Genomic DNA, 19868 nt, shown 5'->3' on the forward strand with positions numbered 1-19868 from the left:
GCAGAAAATAAAAAAGCGCGGCAAACATAATTTGCCGCGCTTTTTTATGCGTGTTTGTGTCGCTGAAAAAAGGCCGTTATCTGTTTGCCCAGCATGACCATCACAACCGAAGCGGCAATAAAGGCCACCCCTGCAACCAGCGACATGCTGAACGGTTCGCTGAACACCAGAATCCCCACCACTACAGCGGTTACAGGCTCCATAACGCCAAGGATGGATGTCAGCGTGGAGCCGATGCGCTGTACGGCAAGAATGAGAGTGAGGTTTGAAATAACGGCTGTCACCACGGCCAGCAAAGTTGCGAGCAGCAGTTCCCACCATGAATGCAGGGGGTGGAACGAGTCGGATAGCAGGGCGTTGGCCCCGGAAATAACCGACCCAAAGGCCAGCACGTAAAAAGTCATTACAAGCCCGCTCATGTTGGGAATGCGCGCGGCATAAATGGTTGTGATGTATACGGCGTTGCACAGTGCGGAAAGCAGAAGCAGGGCCACAGCCAGCAGGCTTGCCCCCCCCATGTCGCCATCATTGCCGCCGCAGAGCAGGTAAACGCCAGCGATTGCCAGCAGGATGGACAGGGCCGTGATCCACGAGAAGCGCTCGTGATAAAACACAATCATGATCAGCATGACCATGACGGGATAGGTAAATTGCAGCGTTGCCACAACCCCGCTCGGCATGTGCTTGAATCCCCAAAAAAAGAGCAGGGCCGCCATTGTGTACATGGTGCTCATGCCAGCAAGCTTGCACAGGTCAATGCCGCGCGCGCTGAATCGTTCGCCGCGTACGGCAAGCACTATACCCAGTACCACTGTGGCAATGGCAAAGCGGTAGAACAGGGCGGAAGGCCCTGAAACGCCGCCATGCATCAGCGGTAGTGTAAACAGAGGGATAAGGCCAAAGGCCGCAGAAGAAATAATACTGTAAAAAAAGCCCATGGCATCCTTCTTGGTGGGGAATAACAAACAGTTTCCATACCGGGGAAGCCGCAGTGTGGCAAGCTTGTGCACGGCATAAAAAAACGTCCCCGGTACAAACCGGGGACGTTGTCGCGCGTGTGCAGCGCGGAAGGTATTGCGCTGTTACTTGGATTGATCCATGACCACTTCAGCCTCGGGGTGAACCTGGCGCAGTGCTTCATGCATGGCGGCTGCATCCGCGAATGCGCGGAAGGGGCCGATTTTTTCATCACCCTGAGCGGCGTTGTAGCGCACAAAATATGCTTCATCGGGTTTGAGGGGAGTGCCGCTTTCATCGCTGATGACTTCCAGCTTGACCTTGCTGATACCTTTGTCGTCAATATCAATCTGTTGCGCAGCGGCAAAAGAAAGATCAATGATGCGCCCGCGCACAAAGGGGCCTCTGTCTGTCACACAGACCATAACGCTCTTGCCGTTATTCTGGTCGGTGACGCGAACGACCGTGCCCATGGGCAGGGTGCGGTGCGCGGCGGTAAAGGTATACATGTCGTAATCAAGCCCGCTGGCGGTAGAGCCGCCGTGGAAATCCCGTCCGTACCAGGAGGCCTTGCCGGACATGATTTCGCTCTCCTGAGCGCGTTTCAGCCAGATATCACGGCTGTCGGTGCTATCCCGGCGTTCTTTTTCGGATAAGGACGCAGTGGATGAGGATTTGCGTTGCTTGGATTTGGAGCGCGATTCAGCTTTATCGCGCTTGGAGCGCGAGCTGTGCGAAGAGGCGGTTTTGTCACTGGTCTTTTCGCGTTTTGATTTGCGAGTTTCAGTGTCGCCGGAGGACTTTTTGGCGGCGTGGGGGGTAGCGTTCGAATGCTTTTGATCGGAGGGAGCGCTTTGTGAAGCCGCGTCGGCGTTCATGGGGGAGGCCAAAAGCATGCATAAGGCTATGGCCGCCAGCACTAAAGGCCAGCGTGAATACTTCATGATCGTTCCTTTGTTAGTGTTCGAGGCTGGCCAGCGAAATTGCCGGACGAACCGCGCCCGCGGTTCTGACCCCAGGAACCTTCCAATGATGGCAGCAAGCGCGCCTTGCGCTCAACGTCCATCGGTTCCCCAGGGGAATGCCTGTTCTTTGTGGAGGCACTATACAGTAAAAAAATGCTCCGTGTCAAACTGATAAAATCTTTTAATTCAATTAGTTATTGAAAAAGATAGTCTAGAAAATGTCAAAAATACAGTGTGGGAGTATGAAATCGGCATGCTTGAGCGGCGTGGCGAACTCGCATAAAGCCGGGGAAAAAGCCCTGCGCGCGGCAGAAATATTTGTGCAAAAATGCAGAGAACGAGCCGGATTTCGCAAAACAAAAAAGGGCAGGCAGCCGCAAAGCTACCTGCCCTGAGAGTCAGTCGCTGGGGTGTTACCAGTCCAGTGTACGCTTGAAGGCGCGGGCCAGATCTTCCACCGAAGCGTTGACGATGACGCTGTCGCCGGATTTCATGGTCAGCTGACCGTTACCGGTGACAGTACCAATACGGGTGCAGGGCTGCCACATTCCCAGTGCATCGAGAATCATGGCCAGATCGGGCTTGACGCTCACAACCAGGCGGCTGGCGCTTTCGCTGTAGAGCAGTTCGGTCACGTTCATGGTTTCAAGGGCGGGCACGGCATCAAGGTTGATTTCTGCACCCAGGCGGCCGCCGATGCACATTTCTGCAATGGCTACGGCAAGGCCGCCGTCAGAGCAGTCGTGGCAGGCGGAAATGGCGCGCTGGCCCATGAGGGCGTTGACCGCGCGGTAGCGCAGCAGGGCATTGGAGGCGTCCACATGGGGAACGCGGCCACCCTTGAGGCCCAGTTCCGTGGCGGCTTCACTGCCTGCCATTTCGCGCCAGGTGCCGCCGAGCACGTAGATGGCATGGCCAGCCTGCTTGAAGTCAGAGGTCTGGGCAGCAGTGACGTTGCGGATGACGCCAAGAATGGAGAACAGCACCGTGGGCGGAATGGAAATGCGTTCGCCGCCGCCGGTGTAGTCGTTCTTCATGGAGTCCTTGCCCGAGATGCACGGCACGCCGTAGGCCAGCGAGAACTGGCGCAGGGCGCGGCAGGCGCGCACAAGCTGAGCCAGCTTGTAGCGTCCATCGGGGTTGGAGGGGCTGACCACCGGGTCGCACCAGCAGAAGTTGTCCACACCCGCCAGAGCGTCAGGGTCTGCACCCACGGCAACGGCATTGCGGATGGCTTCGTCCATGGCGTTGGCCATCATCCAGTAGGTGTCGTAATCGCTGAACTTGGGGCAGATGCCGTGGGAGATCACAAGGCCCGCGTCCGATTCCAGCAGGGGGCGGATAACGCCAGCGTCTGCCGGGCCGTCGCGCTTGACGCCCACGAGGGGCTTCACCACGCTGCCGCCGCGCACTTCGTGGTCATACTGGCGGATGATGTATTCCTTGGAGCAGATATTGAGCGTGCCGAGCATGCGCTGCAAAAAAGCGGTCTGCTCAACTTCGGCCACGTCCACGGTGACATCGGTGACTTCGGGGGCCTTCCATTCGGCTTCAAGTTCAAGCTGCGGCACACCGTCGTGCATGAATTCCATGGGCATGGAGGCAATGATGCGGTCGTGGTAGCGCACTTCAAAGAAGCCGGAGGTGGTGAAGCGGCCCAGGGCTGTGGCTTCCACATCCATGCGTGCGGCAAGGGCCATGAATTCGTCGAGCTTTTCCGGCGAAACGGCCAGGGTCATGCGCTCCTGCGCTTCAGAAAGCAGAATCTCCCAGGGGCGCAGGCCATCGTATTTCAGCGGAGCCTTGGCGATATCCAGCACGCAGCCGCCAGTATCCTCGGCCATTTCACCCACTGAGGAGGAAAGGCCGCCAGCGCCGTTGTCGGTGATGGCGTGGTACAGGCCCAAATCGCGGGCGCGCATGATGAAGTCGTACATCTTGCGCTGGGTGATGGGGTCGCCGATCTGCACCGCAGTGGCGGGCGAGCCTTCGTGCAGCTCTTCAGAAGAGAAGGTTGCGCCGTGGATGCCGTCCTTGCCGATGCGGCCGCCGGTCATGACAATGTAGTCGCCTTCCTCGGCCTGCTTGAACCAGCCGGGGCGGCCATGAATCTCCGCGGGGATGATGCCCACGGTGCCGCAGTAAACCAGCGGCTTGCCAAGGTAGCGCTCGTCAAAAACCAGCGAACCGTTGACCGTGGGAATGCCCGACTTGTTGCCGCCGTGCTCCACGCCTTCGCGCACGCCTTCCAGCACGCGGCGGGGGTGCAGCAGGCGCGGGGGCAGGCTTTTATCGTGAAAGGGCGAGGCAAAGCAGAACACGTCCGTATTGCACACCAGTTCCGCGCCCATGCCTGTGCCCATGGGGTCGCGGTTCACGCCCACAATGCCGGTGAGCGCGCCGCCGTACGGGTCGAGCGCCGAGGGGCTGTTGTGGGTTTCAACCTTGATGCAGGCATCGTAGCCGTTGATAAAGGCGATAACGCCCGCGTTGTCCTTGAAAACGGACTTGCAGTAGTCGTCTTCGCCCATGCGCTCGCGCAGCATGGCTGTGGCGTCGCGGATGCAGGTCTTGTAGAGGTTGTCCACCACTTCGCTACGTCCGGTGGCGGCATCGGTATAATTGATGCGCGAGGCAAAAATCTTGTGCTTGCAGTGCTCGGACCACGTCTGGGCCAGCACTTCCATTTCCACATCGGTGGGGTCGGCGGGCAGGCCAAGGGCCTTGCGGCGGTCGGCTTCTTCCTGCGCGGTGAATTGCACGCGGATGCTGTGCATTTCCTTGAGGTTGAGCGCCCATGTATTTTCGCGGCTGGCCTTGGTCAGGGCTTCGTCATCCATGGCTGAAAGGGCAATGGTGTCAACGGTTTCGTTGATTTCGCCCGTAACCCTGGCGGCCTGAGCTTCAAAGCCGGGCTGGGCGTCCCATTCCTGACGGCTCTTGATGCGGTAGCGCTGGATGAGCGTGTTGCACAAAAGGTCGCGGGCCAGCATGTCCACCTGCTCGCGGGTGAGGGGCACGGCCTTGTCGCTGCTGATGCGGTACTGCACGGCGGTATACACGCGCAGGCTGTCGCGCGGAATGTCCAGCACCATGGCGGCAGTGTCGCGCGCGGTGCGGGCCTCGTTATCCGTCACGCCGGGGCGGAAGCCCACTTCCACAAACCAGTCTGCCGCAGGGTCAAGCAGGGGCAGCGGCTCAAGGGAGGCTTCCTGAAGGATGGGGTCGTGCCAGATGCTTTCGCCCAGCAGACGGGCCACCTGAGCGGCATCAAGCCCGTCAGCCGTAAAGACCTTGATCTGGCGAACGCCAGAAACAGAAATGTTCAGCGCCTTGCGCAGGTGCTGGGCCGTCTTGCGGCCCTGGGTATCGTCAAGTCCGGCGCGGGGGCCGGTTTCCACCCTATAGAGCATGATTTGCATTCCTCTTGGTTTGGCTGCTTACTTTTTTCTGTCGCGCACGTAGTCGGCCATCTGGCGCATAAGCTCGCGCTCGGGCCTGTCAGGCAGAGTTTCTAATGCCTGCCTGGCCGCGTCAAGAAATTCATCGGCCTGACGGCGCACGGCATCGTCATGTCCGGCCTGCCGGATGCTCTCGGCAATGCTTGCGGCATCCGCTTCCGTCATCAGCCCTGCGCAAAAGGCGGCGTCAAAGGCGCTGCGTTCTGCGGTGCTCAGGCTGTCGCGGTAGAGGCGCAGGGGCGGCGTGAGCTTGCCCTCGCGCACATCGCCGCCAGTGGGCTTGCCGGTCACGCTTTCTGGCGCGAAATCAAGGGCGTCGTCCACCATCTGAAAGGCCATGCCAAGGTTTTCGCCATAGGCGGCGGCAGCGGTTACGGCGGCATCATCGGCCCCGGCGGCAAGCGCGCCCATTTCACAGGCAGCGCGGATAAGCCATGCCGTTTTGCCGCGCACCATGTCTTCATAGTCGGCGCTGCTCGAATCAACACGGCGCTGGGCCGCGATTTCAAGGATTTCTCCCGCCGCCGTGCGGCTGGTGGCCTCCGAGAAACAGCGTGTCAGCCGCGTGTCGCCATATTTGGCCACCAGGGCGTTGGCCCCGGCCAGCAGGGCATCGCCCGCAAGAATGACGCTCGAAACATCAAACAGCGTATGCGCAGCGGGCTTGCCACGGCGGCTTACGGCATTGTCCAGCACATCGTCGTGCAGCAGGGTCGCGGCGTGGAGCATCTCCAGCGTGATCGCCAGATCCTGTATGCTCTTGGCCTCATGGCCCAGAAGGCGGGCCGTGAGCACGGTGAGCAGGGGACGCAGGCGTTTGCCGCCCGCATCAAAAATGTGTCGGGCCACAGGCCGCACTGGTTCCGGCAGGGTGTCCACTGCCTTGTTCAGAGCGCGGTTGATGCCCGGCAGCTCAAGGGCCAGACGTGCTTTCAGTTGGATCATATGCTACTCAGATAAGGTTAAGCGCGGGCAAAACCCGCGTGAGCGCGCGCAGCGCGCCGGGAAAATCCTTTTCGTCATTGGCGCGGGGGCCGACCTTGTTGGAGACGCTGCGCGTCTCCACACAGGGGATGCCCTCGCGGGCGCATGCATACGCCACGGCAAAGCCTTCCATATTTTCCAGATCCGCCCGGTAGCGGGCGCGCAGGTCTGCCGCTCTGGCAAAACTCGCGCTGACCCCGGCAACGGTGAGCGATACGCAAGGCAAAAAAACATCCGGTTGTTGCCGCGCGCCAAAGCGCTCAAGCGCTTCCGCCCCTGCCAGGGGCAGGCGGTTGCGCACCGCAGGCCCGGTCGCGGGCTGCCACTGCGGAAAGCCAAAAGCCTCGGCGGTGACGGAGCGCCCATCGTGCAGGCCGTATTCCGGCCAGATTTCTTCGCTCACCATGCACAGCCCCAAAAGTGGGCGCTCTGCCAGATCAAAGGCCCCGGCAAGGCCAGCGTTGAGCACGGCCGTAATGGGCGTGCCTTCGTTTTTTGCCCTGCAAAGGGCCAGGCCCATGGCCAGCGCTGCGTTAATGGGGCCAACCCCGGTGATGCAGCACAGCGCGGCGCCACATCTGAGGCGCACTGGCCAGAGGTGCATTTCAGGCCAGGATTTTGCCGGGCTTTCGCTTGCACCCCCGGTTGGCGCAGCAAGCTCCACAGGCGAAAATCCGGGCACAAGGCCCGCCAGTTCCGGGCCGGTGGCGGCGCAAAGCAGCAGGCTCACAGGGTCACGGCCTTTGGCTGCTGTTTGTCGGGCGCAGGGCTGGGAATAACGCGCCTGCGGGATTTTCCCCGCAGGTCATGTCTGTGCCGTTTTGCAGCGCCGTGTGAGCAGCCATGATTCGTTCCTTTACAAAAGGCGGGTTTTCCGTCACCAGAAAACCATGAAATTCGATTACGCCCTTTTTCTCCGCGCTCTTGGTCTGGCCATCGTTATTGAGGGCCTTTGCTGGACACTCTTTCCCGGCGGCATGCGGCGCGCCCTGCTGCAATTGCTGCCCCAGCCGGAAAGCCGCCTCCGCGTCCTTGGGCTGATCGCCCTGGCCGTAGGACTTGGTCTGGTGGCGCTGGCCTCGCACTAAAGCCTGATTACCCGCACCATCGTGTCTGGCTTGCCGCCCGGTGCGCCTTCAGATGCCGCAGTGTGTCATGCGCGGCATGGCGGCAGGCTTTTTTCACGCCAATCTGGTCTAGCGCGCCTTTTCACCCACATGCAGGCAGACAATGCCGGAAGTGAGCTTTTCGTGCCAGGCACGTTCAAAGCCCGCAGCGCGCATTTCTTTTTCAAGGCTGAGGGCCGAGGGAAACTTGCGGATGGTATCGGCAAGGTACTCGTACGCGCCCGGATCTTTTGAAAATACTTTGCCAACCCTGGGCAGCAGGTGGTTGAGATATACGTTGTACAGGCCGCCCCAGATACGCTCCTGCCCGGAACCGAATTCAAGGATGCAGGCCCTGCCGCCGGGGCGCAGAACGCGCAGCATTTCGGCAAAGGCCGCTTCGCGGGGCAGAATGTTGCGGATGCCAAAGGCAATGGTGATACAGTCAACTGAAGCATCGGGCAGGGGCAGGCGCTTGGCGTCTGCGGCAACAGGCAGGATGCTGCGGGCGTTGGCGTCCTTGAGTTTGCGGCTGCCGCGCACCAGCATGGGCGGGCAAAAATCCATGGCCGGGACAATGGCCGAGGGGTGGCGGCGGCGAATGGCAAGGGAAACATCCAGCGTACCAGCCGCCAGATCCAGCACCCTGCCGGTATCGCCAATGCGCACGTTTTGCGCCAGCACCTTGCGCCAGTACTGGTCAAGCCCGAGGCTGAGCACGCGGTTCAGCAGGTCATAAAAAGGTACAATACGGCCAAACATGCCTGCCACCGCCGCATCGTGCGCAGGTTTGACAACAGTTTCCGTAGCGGTGTTGCGGGGAGATTCCACGTTATTTCCCGGCCTTGTCCTGGTCGGTGTCCACACCGATAGCGGCGCAGACAACACGATAGACCGAAGGAAATACCTCAGCAAAATTGCTGGGGGAAACCGTGCGCGTTTCTATGAATTTGGCGGTCAGTTCCTTGGCAACCTGAAGGGCTTCCTTGCGATCCTTATCCATGCTGGCCTCAGCTTCCGGCCCTGACGGGCGCGGCAAATATGAAAAACCCGCCCCTTTGGGGAACGGCCGTGACCCACAGCGGGTATTGCCTGGACGGGTTAAGAAACGGAAGCAACAGCCCCCGCCCCTTTGTTTTATTGATTGAGAATCACGGGGCAGCGCCCGCGAAACCGCGCAACAGCATATGCGTTCCGCCTGCCATTGGCAAGGTCGACATGCCTGTGCGCCTGGTGCCTTTTTACCTTGAAATACCTGTTGCCAGCGGAGCAGTGATTGAAGCAGGGCCTTAGGCAAGGGGCGAAGCGGGTTCGGCTTGCAGACACGTTGCCAAGGGGATTTCTCCAAAAATCGCGCAGCTCAGACGGGCAGTTATGCTGCCAACCAGCGGTTAACACCCCGAATAGTTCGGGCGGCTGCTTGCGGCCTGAATGCGGGCCGCTGCACAGGGCAAAAAGCCCCCTACTGATCTTCGAGCAGTCTGCCTATTTCTTCGCGCAGTATGCGCGCCGCAGCCGCAGCAGCGGCCCGTTCCACCCTGTCGTTAAAGCGCGGCTCAAGGGCATCCAGCCGGGTTTCAAGGGCATCCATGCGCGCCGTGGCGCTGCGGGCGGCAGTGACAACAGGTTGCAGGTGCTCTTCCACAAGCGATTGGGCGTCGTCATGTTCGGTTTGCGGGGCCGGGGCAGACGCCAGGGCCGTGGCAACCGCCTTACTGATGCAATCCATGAGGTTCTGGTACAGGGGATGGCCCTCGACAAACATGTCTTCCAGTTCCTGACGGGGCAGGCTGTTGGCGGCCAGTTCCTGCGACGCGTGAATCTGCTCTTCCAGCGCGGTTTCCAGCGCGATGATGCGGTCCCCGGCTTCCTGAAGCGCGGCCTCGCACTGCTCAACGCGTGCCGTGAGCTTGCTGGCTGTTTCGGCTGCGTCTGCCGCGCGCGTGGAGGCGTCAAATGCCTGGGCAAAGGCGTCAATGGCGTGGGATGAGGCCTCTTTGGCCTGTTCCATGACAGCCTCAAGGGCTGCGCCGGACACAGCTACTGCGGCAACGTCAGTTGCAATATCTGTCGAATCCGTAACATGGGCCGCCTGAGGCCTGAATGCAGGTTCATAAGCGAACTGCCCGGCGCTTTCCGGCATATCTGCCGCAGCAGGCTCCACTTCGACAGCTTCCACTGCGGCAGGCTCGGGCGTGAAAAGGTCGGCTCCGGCAGGTTCATCCACAGAAGGCCCTGTCAGCAAGTTGGCATCCGGCGGCAGGATTCCATCGGGTTCAAGCAGGCGAAGGTCATCGGCCTGCGCTGGTTCAGCTGCGGCAACAGCCTCAAATACATCGGATTCTGCCTGAGCGGAGGCGTCTGCAATAATGTCCTGCACGTCTGCCGGGGCCACATCCGCATGGTCGGTGGCGGCTTGGTCCGCAGCGGCGGCCAGAAGCGCGTCAAAATCTGTAGGCAGTTCCACAGCCTGTTCCGGCTGGGTGGCCTGAACAGGCTCCAACACTGGTTCCAGTTCGGGCAAAGAGCCGTGCAATGCTTCAGCAACAGGCTCTGGCTGGATATCGGTCATGAGTTCCAGCTCGGGGTGGAGCAGAACACCGGAAACATCTTCCTGCGGTTCAGCGGCAGGGGCCGCACCGCCGGTTACGGCAGCCAGCAGACTGTCGAGGTCTGCATTCAGATCGGGCTGGGGTTCCGGGGCTGGCGCGGGCGCTTGTACGGGAGCCGCTTCGGGCTGGGCTGCGTCAAGCTTGCCCTGCAAATCGTCAGCGGCGGCAGCCAGCAGGCTGTCGATATCCACGCCGAGGTCGGCAGGCATATCAGGGCTTGCCGCAGGGGCTGGCGCAGGAATGGGCGCGGGCGCTTGTACGGGAGCCGCTTCTGGCTGGGCCGCGTCAAGCTTGCTCTGCAAATCGTCTGCGGCGGCAGCCAGCAGGCTGTCGATATCCACGCCGAGGTCGGCAGGCATATCTGGGCTTGCCGCAGGGGCTGGAGCAGGAATGGGAGCAGGCTGCGGTGCAGGAGCCGATTGTGGCGCGGGAGCCGCTTCTGGCTGGGCCGCGTCAAGCTTGCTCTGCAAATCATCCGCGGCGGCAGCCAGCAGGCTGTCGATATCCACCCCCATGTCTGGGCTGGCAGCGGGTGCTGCTGCCGGAGCAGGAGCCGGAGCGGCAGCCTGGGGCGTCGGGGAGGCGGCCTGCGAAGAGCTCGGGGCCCCACCGCCTGCCACTGCAGCCAGCAGGCTGTCAAGATCATCGTTGGAAAAGGCCGGGTTTTGCGCAGCGGAAGGTGCCGCCGCAGGTTCCGGCTGTGCCGGTGCGAGGTTGGCAGCGTTGAGCAGGTCATCAATATCGCTGGAGTTTCCGGTGGCTGGGGCGGTATTCACAGATGCCAGCAGTTCGTCCAGATCAGGAATGTTATTCTGCGGCTCAGCAGGCGCTTGCGGCGCAGGCGCTGCGGCGTGAAAATCGTTCAGCAGGGCGTCCACGGCATCGTCAGCAGCCTGATTCGTAGCCTGACTTGCGGCCTGTTTTGCGCTGGCAGGTGCGGCCACTTCCGGTTCCCTTTCCGCTGGCTGCGGGGGGATATCAAGGGCGTTCAGCAGGTTGTCCACATCGCCCATGCCAGGCATGAGCAACTGTTCATTGGGGTCGATGGGATGATCGGTCTGCGTTGACGGAGCGGAGAAGTCCAGCGCCACGTCATTGGGGTCGCTCTGGCCTTCGTCCTTGATATCCATCTGTGCGAGCAGATCGTCAATTTCTGCATCCGCAGCACTTGAACCATCGTTGAGGCCGCGCAGGTGCTCGTTCAGCGCCTCCTGATCCGCTTCCACCTCGGGGGCGGCAGCGGCCTGGGGCTGCTCGGACGGATCGTTTGCCGGAACTTCGCCTTTTTCGATCAGTTCTGTGAGATCGATGATCTGGTCATCGGTTTCAGCGGTGTTCTTGGCAACCATGCGCCACCTCATGGGGTTATGTGCAGCGGCCAACGGCCGGAGTCATGCAAAATACATCGTTTCATACTGCAAAAACGACAGTTTTTCGTATCAGTTTATGGCAAAAGACGCAAATAGGACAAAACTCTTTGCGCCAGAATTGCCTTCTGCCGCGCATAAGCAAAAAGTCAATGCGCAGGGAACGCGTGATTTACTGATCATGCCAGCCGCGATGCAAAGGCTACAAGGCTGTTATGCCAAAATAAAAAAGCCGCGCAGAGGCGGCTTTTGGAACAAGGCAGCCAAGCAGACCTACGGATGGCACTTGGACTTGGCGCAGGCGGTCAGGTCTTTCTTGAGTTCGGGCTTTCCTTCCACAACCTTGGAGTGGCAGCCGATGCAGTTGGTGTGCTTGAGTTCTTTCTTGGTGTGCACAACATAGTACAGGCTCTTTTCGCCCTGCTTGCCTGCGAGGTCATCGTGGCAACCGGAGCTGCCGCACTTGGCAAAGCTTTCCTTGCCGTCAACCTGATGGTGACAGGTAACGCATTCAACCTTGGCATGCACTGCGTGCGGGAACATGACGGTCTTTTGGGAACCCTTGAATTCCAGCGGTTTGTCCGGGGCGGCGGGCGCTGCAAGCGCGGGCAGGGCCAGGGCAAACACCATGATACAGGTAAGAACCAGAACTTTCTTCACGACAGGCCTCCTTTTGTGCGGCAGATGAGAACAAATTGGTGTGATTTTACGGCCCTCATTACGGTAAGTCAATGACTATGGAAAAATGACATTCCAACTATTTTGATAAGTTGCCGAGATTGGAAGTCTTTTTGCGCGCGTAACCTCTGGGGGTGAGCATGAAGTTCCCCAACGCCCGGCTTTCTGCATTGCCGATGATGAGTATGGAGAGCATGTCGACCTGTTCCGGGTCAAACTGGTCAAGGCGGAACACTCGGGCTTCCTCGCCGGGGCGAAAGGCCTTGCGCACAAGCCCTACAGGGCAATGCGGCGCGCGGGATTGCCGCGCAATTTCAAGTGTCTGCTCCAGATGGTGGGGCCGCCCCTTGGAGCGGGGATTATAGATGGCGCAGACAAAATCGGCCTCCAGGGCCGCGTGGAGCCTGCGTTCAATGGTTTCCCACGGCGTGAGCAGGTCGCTCAGGCTGATGCAGGCAAAATCGTGCATCAGGGGAGCGCCCAGCAGGGCTGCCGCCGCGCACACCGCTGGAACGCCCGGCACAACGCTGAAGGGCACGCTGCCCACAAGATTCCGGTTTTCCAGAATCTCGAGGGCCAGACCCGCCAGCGCATAGATGCCGGGGTCGCCAGAGCAGACAAGGGCCGTGGGCTGGCCTGACAGGGCAGCATCCACCGCCGCAGCGCAGCGTTCTTCCTCGTGCCGCATGCCGGTGCTGATGCACTGTTTGCCTGCCAGCAGTTCCGGCGGCACCAGTTCCATGTAGAGGCTGTAACCAGCCACGCAGGATGCATTCGCTATGGCCGTGCGGGCCTGAGGGGTAAGGCATGCGGCATCACCGGGGCCGAGGCCGACAACATGCAGACTGGCTGGGTTCATCGTTCAATCCTGTCCGAGATGGCTAAGGCCAGAGTCAACTGGCCTTGCTCGATAGTTTTAGGGAGGAGCAGACGGGGCACGCCCGTCGGAAAAATCTGCGCTGCCGCCAGCAGGGCCGCTGCTTCACACACGCTGAAAGGCGGCTGGCTAAAGCGCCGGCCCGCCGCTGCAGACGGATTGGGTGTAGGGCAGCGCGCGAGGTCGGCGGCTTCAAAGCCATGCAAAGGAACGCCCATCCGCTCGGCAAGAGCCAGCAGGGCGGGTTCCTGTAATTTTTCTTTCACGGTCGCCAACGCAGCCACAGCCAGAGGTTCAAACTTTTGGGCCGCCAGCAGCTTGCGCGTGGCGGTTTCCACCATATCGCCGGGCGCGTTTTTGCGGCAGCCCAGGCCTATCACCAGCCGGGGAACGGCCACACGCAAGATTGCGGGGCTCGGTGCAAGCTCGCGCCAGTGCGCCGCAACCAGCGGGCCGCGGTGTTCTGGCGGCGTGGCATCGGCCTCGCCTGCGGGCAGGCGCTGCAACTGGGGATGATCCGGCACGGCATGGCAGGGATCCCAAAGATTCAGGCTTTCCCCTTCAATCATGGCGGCCTGCGCTGCAGGCAGGCGGTTCCAGTCCACGGGTAGCAGCCCCGCGTTGCGCAGGAGCATATCAAGCGCAGGAGCGGCCTTGCGGGGCTGATTTGTCCCTGCTCCGGGCGCATTGGAGGCTGTGTCCGATGCAGTGGTGATAACTGCCGTTGCCCCGAGCAGATGGGCCACATGGCTGGCCAGTTCGTTGGCTCCGCCCCAGTGGCCGGAGAGCAGGCTTATGACGTGCTGCCCCGCAGGATCAAGTACGATCACAGGGGCATCGGTGCTCTTGTGCGCCAGCAGGGGCGCAAGCGCGCGCACGGCTATGCCCGTTGCGCCGATGAAGGCATGCGCCGCAAAATTTTTATAGGTTGCCGCCAGTAGGGTGCCGATTTTTTCAAAGGGCGTAACCCCCGCAGGGCAAAACCGCGATGGGGCGAAAATTTCCACACGGGCCAGACCGGAGGGCTTGCCGTGGGCTGGGTGCTCTGATGGCTGGGCCGGACGTGCGGGATGCTGGAGTTGACCGGGCAGGCCCCACGGTTTGACCGCAAGGCAGTCCGCCAGACGCTGCGCCAGAGGCAGGGCAGACTGGCTGAGCGCATAGCAGGCAAGCGCTGTGATTCGGCGGGGACTGTGCAAGGGGCCTCCCTCGGCTGCCTGTCTGGTGACGCGCGGCGACAGGGATACGGGCGGATGCCGCTGCGTGGAGAAAATAGCAAGAAGGGAACCCCGCATGCGAGGTCCCCTTCTTGCTGTTTCGACTTAAAAAATGACCTTGCGGGCAGCGTCCAGAGCCTTGTTGAAATCCTCGTCCCTGTGGACAAAGGAAACCATGCCCGTCTCGTAGCCGGAAGGCGCAAGGTAGATGCCGTGAGCGCGCATCTGCTTGTAGAACGTGGTGAAAAGCGCCTGATCACACAGCGTGGCGGCGGCAAAATCCGTGACTTCCTGCTCGCTGAAATAGGGGCAGAACATGGAAGCAAGGGTGGGCATCTGAATCGGCACGCCCTTGGATGCCAGAATGTCGCGCAGTTCCATGGCAAAGGCGTGGGTACGTTTTTCAAGCGCCGCGTAATCGGCGGTTTTGAGGTAGCGCAGGGTGGCTATGCCGGCAGCCATTGCCAGCGGATTGCCCGAAAGCGTGCCCGCCTGATACACGCCGCCTCTGGGCGCGATGAGTTCCATGTAGCGGCGCTTGCCGCCAAAGGCACCCACGGGCAGACCGCCGCCAATAATCTTGCCAAAGGTGGTGAGGTCGGGGTCTATGCTGAAGCGGGCCTGCGCGCCGCCAAAGGCTGCGCGAAAGCCGGTGATGACTTCGTCAAAAATGAGCAGGCTGCCGTACTGGTCGCAGACGGCGCGCAGGCCTTCAAGAAAGCCGGGCTTGGGCAGCACAAGGCCCATGTTGGCGGCCACAGGCTCCACAATGATGGCGGCAATACTCGCGCCGTGCTGCTCAAAGATGGCCTTGACGGCATCAAGGTCGTTGTAGGGCGCAAGCAGGGTGTCTGCCACAACGGCTGCGGGCACGCCGGGAGTGCCGGGAATGGAGAACGTGGCGAGGCCGGAACCTGCGGCGGCGAGGAATGGATCGGCGTGGCCGTGGTAGCAGCCCACAAACTTGAGGACCTTGTCCCTCTTGGTGGCAGCGCGGGCCAGGCGCAGGGCGCTCATGGTGGCCTCTGTGCCGGAGTTGACCATGCGCACCATTTCAAGGCTGGGCATGGCGGCGACCACTTCTTCGGCCAGGATTACTTCCGCCGGGCAGGGAGCGCCGTAGCTGGTGCCGCGTTTGGCGGCCTCGCACACGGCCTGGGTGACGGAAGGCTCGTCATGCCCAAGGATCATGGGACCCCAGGAGAGTACAAAGTCGATATACTCGTGGCCGTCCACATCGGTAATCCGGCAGCCGTGAGCTTCGGCTATGAACAGGGGCTGGCTGTCCACATTGTGGCAGGCGCGCACAGGGCTGTTGACGCCGCCGGGAATAACCGCGCAGGCCTTTTCAAAAAGCTGCCGAGAAGTGGTATCCATCAATGGCTCCTTGTATCAGGCAAAATAGGTCATGGAAATTTTTTTCAGTTCCTTGAGGCTGCGCAGCACGGCATGCTCGCGCAGCAGGGTATCGCGCTTGAGGTCTTCCACCACGCCAAGGCACTCGGCCTCGCTGCGGCCATGAATCATGGTGTAGAGTTCATACGGCCAGTCGGGCGCGGAACTCGGGCGGTAGTAGACATGGGAGATATGGTCGTGCAGGGAGGCCTGCGTGCCGCACTGTTCCACCTGATCGGGGGCGATCTTCCAGGCCACCATGGCGTTGTGCGTCCAGCCGGTTTTCTGGTGTTTGATGCTGGCTCCAAAACGGCGGATTGCCCCGGATTCCTTGAGCGAACCAAGCAGCTCAAGCACCTGGGATTCTGTCATTCCTGCCTTTTCGGCAATATCTGCGTAGGGCGTGAGCGAATCTGGCAGGTTGTCCTGCACGATGCGCAGCACGGCCTGTTCTGCGGGGGTAAACTGACGGCTCATGAATTCTCCGGTACTATGGGCTGAGGCGCTGCCTGCGCAGCCTGCGGCAGGTGGGGTACATGCCGCAAGCACGGCCCCCGGGCCGTTCGCGGACCAGGGGCCGTTGCAGCAGAAGCGGATTATCTTTCTAGCGCATTGACAATAGTATTCTGCTTTAGCGCGAAAAAGAGCGCGCAAACAGGTTCTGAATGGCGATGCGGCCATTGTCTTCAAGAAAACGTGTGCCTGTGGCGGCAAAATGGGCATGGGTGATCATGGGTTCGTCTGTCTGGGTCCAGTTGTCTTTGTTCCAGAAAAACCAGGCATTCTTGGGCTGATCAAAAACAAACAGGGGCTTGTTGCATATCTTGGCAAATTCTGCCCCCCACCCGGTGCCGCCCTTGACGGTACCGTCAGGCTGGACTGCGCCGATAACGATGATCTGCTCGCCGCTGCTGACCTGCCAGCAGATGGACTGCAAGACTTTGCGGAAAAGGGGTGCGCGCGTGTATTCGCGGCTCATGAGGCGCGAAACGTAGGTCAGGCTGACATCCTTGAGGGCCAGTTCTTCAGAGGTGAGCACCCGCACGCCGCGCGTCCGTTCGATCTGGTGACCTTCAAAGCTGTAGTTTACTTCTTCCATACCCCAGCTTTCGGCCAAAGCGCCGAAGAACTGCTCTGTTCCTGCGGCGCCGCCGCTGTAAAGCACACACTGGTTGGGGGTAAGCATGGATGCCCTCCTCAAAGGATTGTTGCGCCGGACAAGGGTATAAGGGCCAAAAAAACCGGCAGAAGCGTCATGAACATCATGGCAAAATTTGCAGCAGTCGGCAAGGCAAGCCCGCAAGGAAAAGCGCCGCAACCGGAATGCGTTGGCATACGCAGTCGCGCACCGCAAAATAAGATGCCCTGCAATGCCGTGTTGCTTTTGCGGGAATGGTTTACAAATTCGTTGAGCCTGCCCGCCCGAAAAATATCTGTTTCCGGGCGGGCAGGTTGTTTGATGGCCGCTGCAAGTCAACGCTGTCCCATGCCAGACCTTGCGCAAGGGCTGGGTGCGTTCCGATGATTAATGCGCCGTGGGCTTGAAAGCTCCAAGGCCGGTTTCAGACCGGATTTTCTGGTCGGCAAAAGCCTCCCGTTCCTTCTGCGCCTGCGGGGACTGATCGCATATGGACACTACCCAGATGCACAAAAAGGCCAGGGGCATGGAAAAAATGGCCGGGGAGGAATACGGAAAGGGCGCGGAGCCTGGCGGATTGCCCAAGGTCGCCACCCACACTGCATCCGAGAGCATGGTCATGACCAGCGCGGCCAGCAGGCCCGTAAACCCCCCGGCTACAGCCCCTTTGGTGGTGCAGCCCTTCCACAGCACCGAGAGGATCAGGGCCGGAAAGTTGGCCGAGGCCGCAATGGCAAAGGCCAGAGACACCATGAAGGCCACGTTCTGCTTTTCAAACACGATGCCAAGAAACATGGCGATGATGCCGAGGGCCACGGTTGTCAGCTTGGAAATTTTAAGCTCCTCGCTGGAGCTGGCCGTGCCCTTTTTGAGGGCAGAGGCGTACAGGTCGTGCGCAACGGCAGACGCGCCCGAGAGCGTCAGCCCCGCCACCACTGCCAGAATGGTGGCAAAGGCCACTGCCGACATAAAGCCAAGAAAGATATTGCCGCCAATGGCGTTGGCCAGATGCACGGCAGCCATGTTGCTGCCCCCGCGCAACACTCCGTTTGCATCAAGGAATTCGGGATTGGTGCTCACAAACACTATGGCCCCGAAGCCGATGATGAAGGTCAGAATGTAGAAATAGCCGATCCATGTGGTTGCCCAGAACACGCTTTTTCTGGCTTCCCTGGCGTCCGGCACAGTAAAAAAGCGCATCAGGATATGCGGCAGCCCGGCAGTGCCGAACATGAGGGCAATGCCGAGCGAAATGGCCGAAACAGGGTCTTTCACAAAGCCGCCCGGCCCCATGATGGCCGTGTTTTTTTTGATGTCCACAGCGGCGGTGAAAAGCTTTTCGGGGCTGAAACCATACTGGGCCATAACCATAAAGGCCATGAACGAGGCCCCGCCGAGCAGCAGGCAGGCCTTGATGATCTGCACCCAAGTGGTTGCCGTCATTCCGCCAAAAAGCACATAGGCCATCATGAGCAGACCCACGATAACCACCGCATAGTGGTAATCAAGCCCGAAGAGCAGCTTGATGAGCTGCCCCGCGCCCACCATCTGCGCAATAAGATAGAACAGTACCACAACCAGGGTGCCCGATGCGGCAAATATGCGCACAGGCACCTGCTGGAGCCTGTAGGCCACCACATCGGCAAAGGTGAAGCGCCCAAGATTGCGCAGGCGCTCCGCCAGCATGAAGGTTATGAGCGGCCAGCCCACCTGAAAGCCGATGGCGTAGATCAGGCCGTCAAAACCCGTTGCCATGACGGCGGCTGAAATGCCCAGAAAGGAGGCCGCCGACATAAAGTCGCCCGCGATGGCAAGACCGTTCTGAAAGCCCGTGATGCCGCCGCCTGCCGTGTAAAAATCCGCAGCGGAGCGGGTGCGCTTGGCGGCCCACTTGGTTATCCACAGCGATGCACCGACAAAAATGGTGAACATGATGATGGCTGTCCAGTCGGTGTTCTGCTTTTGCGTTTCTTCTATGACGCCCGCCGCCAGAGGCTGACCGGGCAGCAAAGCGATAAAAAGCGCCGTGCAGAATGTTGCAGCGCTGATGGTTGGGGCAGATTTTTGTTGCCTGAGCCTATGGGAGGATGTGCAAGTGCTTATTCCCCTCATGACTGCACCTCTTTTTCAAGAATCTGCTTGAGCGCAGGGTCAAATTCGCTGTTGGCCTTGCGAACGTAGACCGCCGTAAGCACAACGGTCAGCAGGATGATGCCGATGCCAAGGGGAATGCCCCAGGTCGTTGTCATTCCGGCTGCAAGAGGCGTGGCAAAGAGCTGTTTGTCAAAGGCGACAACCAGAATAAAACCGTAATACGCGGCAAAAACCACAAGCGTGAGTCGCCAGCCAAGGGCGTTGCGCGTCTTGATCAGGTGCTGGTATTGCGCATTATTTTCGATTCGTTGCGTCAGTTCTGAGGCCATTGTTCCCTCCTCGCATACTTTTGTCCGCAATGTCTTTTGCGCAGACATTGGACGTTATGGGAGCCTGTGTGCGCCGTATCCGCGCGATTGCAGCGCCAGATACATCATGGCGGCTGTTATGGCGTCGTTCATGGCATCGTGCCTTGGCAGCGTGGGTAGGCGAAGGTTTCTGACCATCGTTTCCCATCGCAGATCAATGTAGGCGCCAGGATATTGCGCAAATCGCCAGTCGTAATAGCGGCCTGAAACCTCTATGCGACTGTTTGGCAATGCTGCCCCCATCAGTGGCCTCAAGTTTTTGTTCAACACTGCAAGGTCGTATTGCAGATAATAACCCACCAGTGTTCTGCCTCTGACAAACTGAAGAAAAGCCGACAACACATCCTGAAGCGGCAGCCCCGTGCTGAAATCACACGGGCGCAGCCCGTGCACGCGCACATTCTGCCCGTCAGGGGCATGCTGCGGCGTTATCAGCGCGTAAAAGGCGTCTCTGGTGCAAAGACGCTGGCCGTCTATGCAGACAGCGGCAAGGGATAACAGCTCAGCATCCTTAACTTTGAGCGAGGTTGTTTCGCAATCAATGCTCACAAGCAGTCCGTCATCCTGATCAAGCAGGGAACGGTGGGGTTCCCGCAGGCCGCGCATGCGCCAGCTTCGCGCCACGGCCTGTATCCATGAGTTTTGCATT

18 protein-coding genes are annotated in these 19868 nt (G+C 60.2%); 1 reads left to right on the plus strand and 17 read right to left on the minus strand.

What is annotated here, in order from left to right:
• Nucleotides 1–44: 44 nt before the first annotated feature.
• The 5 genes from G449_RS0113260 to mqnB all read right to left on the minus strand — a co-directional run bounded on the left by G449_RS0113260 (nt 45) and on the right by mqnB (nt 7097).
• Nucleotides 45–938, minus strand: a complete 894-nt coding sequence (locus G449_RS0113260; RefSeq protein ID WP_027181001.1) for a DMT family transporter — start codon at nt 936–938, stop codon at nt 45–47.
• 144 nt (nt 939–1082) lie between these two features.
• Complete coding sequence (locus G449_RS0113265) at nt 1083–1901, minus strand: septal ring lytic transglycosylase RlpA family protein (RefSeq protein ID WP_022659804.1); 819 nt, start codon at nt 1899–1901, stop codon at nt 1083–1085.
• A 434-nt stretch (nt 1902–2335) separates the two neighbouring features.
• A complete protein-coding gene (locus G449_RS0113275; RefSeq protein ID WP_022659806.1) occupies nt 2336–5335 on the minus strand; it encodes an AIR synthase-related protein in 3000 nt (999 codons plus the stop codon).
• Nucleotides 5336–5362: 27 nt separating this feature from the next.
• Entirely contained in the window at nt 5363–6328 is a 966-nt protein-coding gene (locus G449_RS0113280; RefSeq protein WP_022659807.1) for a polyprenyl synthetase family protein, read from the minus strand.
• 7 nt (nt 6329–6335) lie between these two features.
• Entirely contained in the window at nt 6336–7097 is a 762-nt protein-coding gene (gene mqnB / locus G449_RS0113285) for a futalosine hydrolase (protein WP_022659808.1), read from the minus strand.
• A 160-nt stretch (nt 7098–7257) separates the two neighbouring features.
• On the opposite strand from mqnB, the gene G449_RS0113295 reads away from it, so the two are divergent.
• Complete coding sequence (locus G449_RS0113295; protein WP_022659810.1) at nt 7258–7455, plus strand: DUF2065 domain-containing protein; 198 nt, start codon at nt 7258–7260, stop codon at nt 7453–7455.
• 108 nt (nt 7456–7563) lie between these two features.
• Here the strand turns inward: G449_RS0113295 and G449_RS0113300 are convergent, their stop codons facing one another.
• The 12 genes from G449_RS0113300 to G449_RS0113360 all read right to left on the minus strand — a co-directional run bounded on the left by G449_RS0113300 (nt 7564) and on the right by G449_RS0113360 (nt 19867).
• Entirely contained in the window at nt 7564–8304 is a 741-nt protein-coding gene (locus tag G449_RS0113300) for a ubiquinone/menaquinone biosynthesis methyltransferase (protein WP_022659811.1), read from the minus strand.
• Between the two features lies 1 nt (nt 8305).
• Nucleotides 8306–8476: a hypothetical protein gene (locus tag G449_RS18555; protein ID WP_022659812.1), complete on the minus strand. Its 171-nt coding sequence runs from the start codon at nt 8474–8476 to the stop codon at nt 8306–8308.
• 459 nt (nt 8477–8935) lie between these two features.
• On the minus strand, nt 8936–11434 hold the full coding sequence (locus G449_RS17885) for a hypothetical protein (protein ID WP_022659814.1): 2499 nt from the start codon (nt 11432–11434) through the stop codon (nt 8936–8938).
• A gap of 291 nt (nt 11435–11725) precedes the next feature.
• Nucleotides 11726–12112 (minus strand): cytochrome c3 family protein, encoded by a 387-nt coding sequence (locus G449_RS0113320; RefSeq protein WP_022659815.1) that lies wholly within the window; start codon nt 12110–12112, stop codon nt 11726–11728.
• 97 nt (nt 12113–12209) lie between these two features.
• Nucleotides 12210–12989 (minus strand): precorrin-3B C(17)-methyltransferase, encoded by a 780-nt coding sequence (cobJ, locus tag G449_RS0113325; protein WP_022659816.1) that lies wholly within the window; start codon nt 12987–12989, stop codon nt 12210–12212.
• Nucleotides 12986–14302 (minus strand): cobalt-precorrin 5A hydrolase, encoded by a 1317-nt coding sequence (locus tag G449_RS0113330; protein WP_022659817.1) that lies wholly within the window; start codon nt 14300–14302, stop codon nt 12986–12988. The genes cobJ and G449_RS0113330 overlap by 4 nt, the downstream gene beginning before the upstream one ends.
• A gap of 27 nt (nt 14303–14329) precedes the next feature.
• Complete coding sequence (gene hemL, locus G449_RS0113335) at nt 14330–15601, minus strand: glutamate-1-semialdehyde 2,1-aminomutase (RefSeq protein ID WP_022659818.1); 1272 nt, start codon at nt 15599–15601, stop codon at nt 14330–14332.
• A 15-nt stretch (nt 15602–15616) separates the two neighbouring features.
• Nucleotides 15617–16096, minus strand: coding sequence for a siroheme decarboxylase subunit beta (gene ahbB, locus G449_RS0113340; RefSeq protein WP_022659819.1), 480 nt, complete (start codon nt 16094–16096; stop codon nt 15617–15619).
• A 154-nt stretch (nt 16097–16250) separates the two neighbouring features.
• Nucleotides 16251–16805, minus strand: a complete 555-nt coding sequence (locus G449_RS0113345) for a hypothetical protein (RefSeq protein ID WP_022659820.1) — start codon at nt 16803–16805, stop codon at nt 16251–16253.
• A gap of 339 nt (nt 16806–17144) precedes the next feature.
• Nucleotides 17145–18869: a cation acetate symporter gene (locus G449_RS0113350; protein ID WP_022659821.1), complete on the minus strand. Its 1725-nt coding sequence runs from the start codon at nt 18867–18869 to the stop codon at nt 17145–17147.
• On the minus strand, nt 18866–19180 hold the full coding sequence (locus G449_RS0113355) for a DUF485 domain-containing protein (protein WP_022659822.1): 315 nt from the start codon (nt 19178–19180) through the stop codon (nt 18866–18868). Before G449_RS0113355 ends, G449_RS0113350 begins: the two co-directional genes overlap by 4 nt.
• 54 nt (nt 19181–19234) lie before the next feature.
• Nucleotides 19235–19867 (minus strand): 3'-5' exonuclease, encoded by a 633-nt coding sequence (locus tag G449_RS0113360; RefSeq protein ID WP_022659823.1) that lies wholly within the window; start codon nt 19865–19867, stop codon nt 19235–19237.
• Nucleotide 19868 lies beyond the last annotated feature (1 nt).

The sequence above is a fragment of the Desulfovibrio desulfuricans DSM 642 genome (genome assembly GCF_000420465.1).
Lineage (GTDB): Bacteria > Desulfobacterota > Desulfovibrionia > Desulfovibrionales > Desulfovibrionaceae > Desulfovibrio > Desulfovibrio desulfuricans.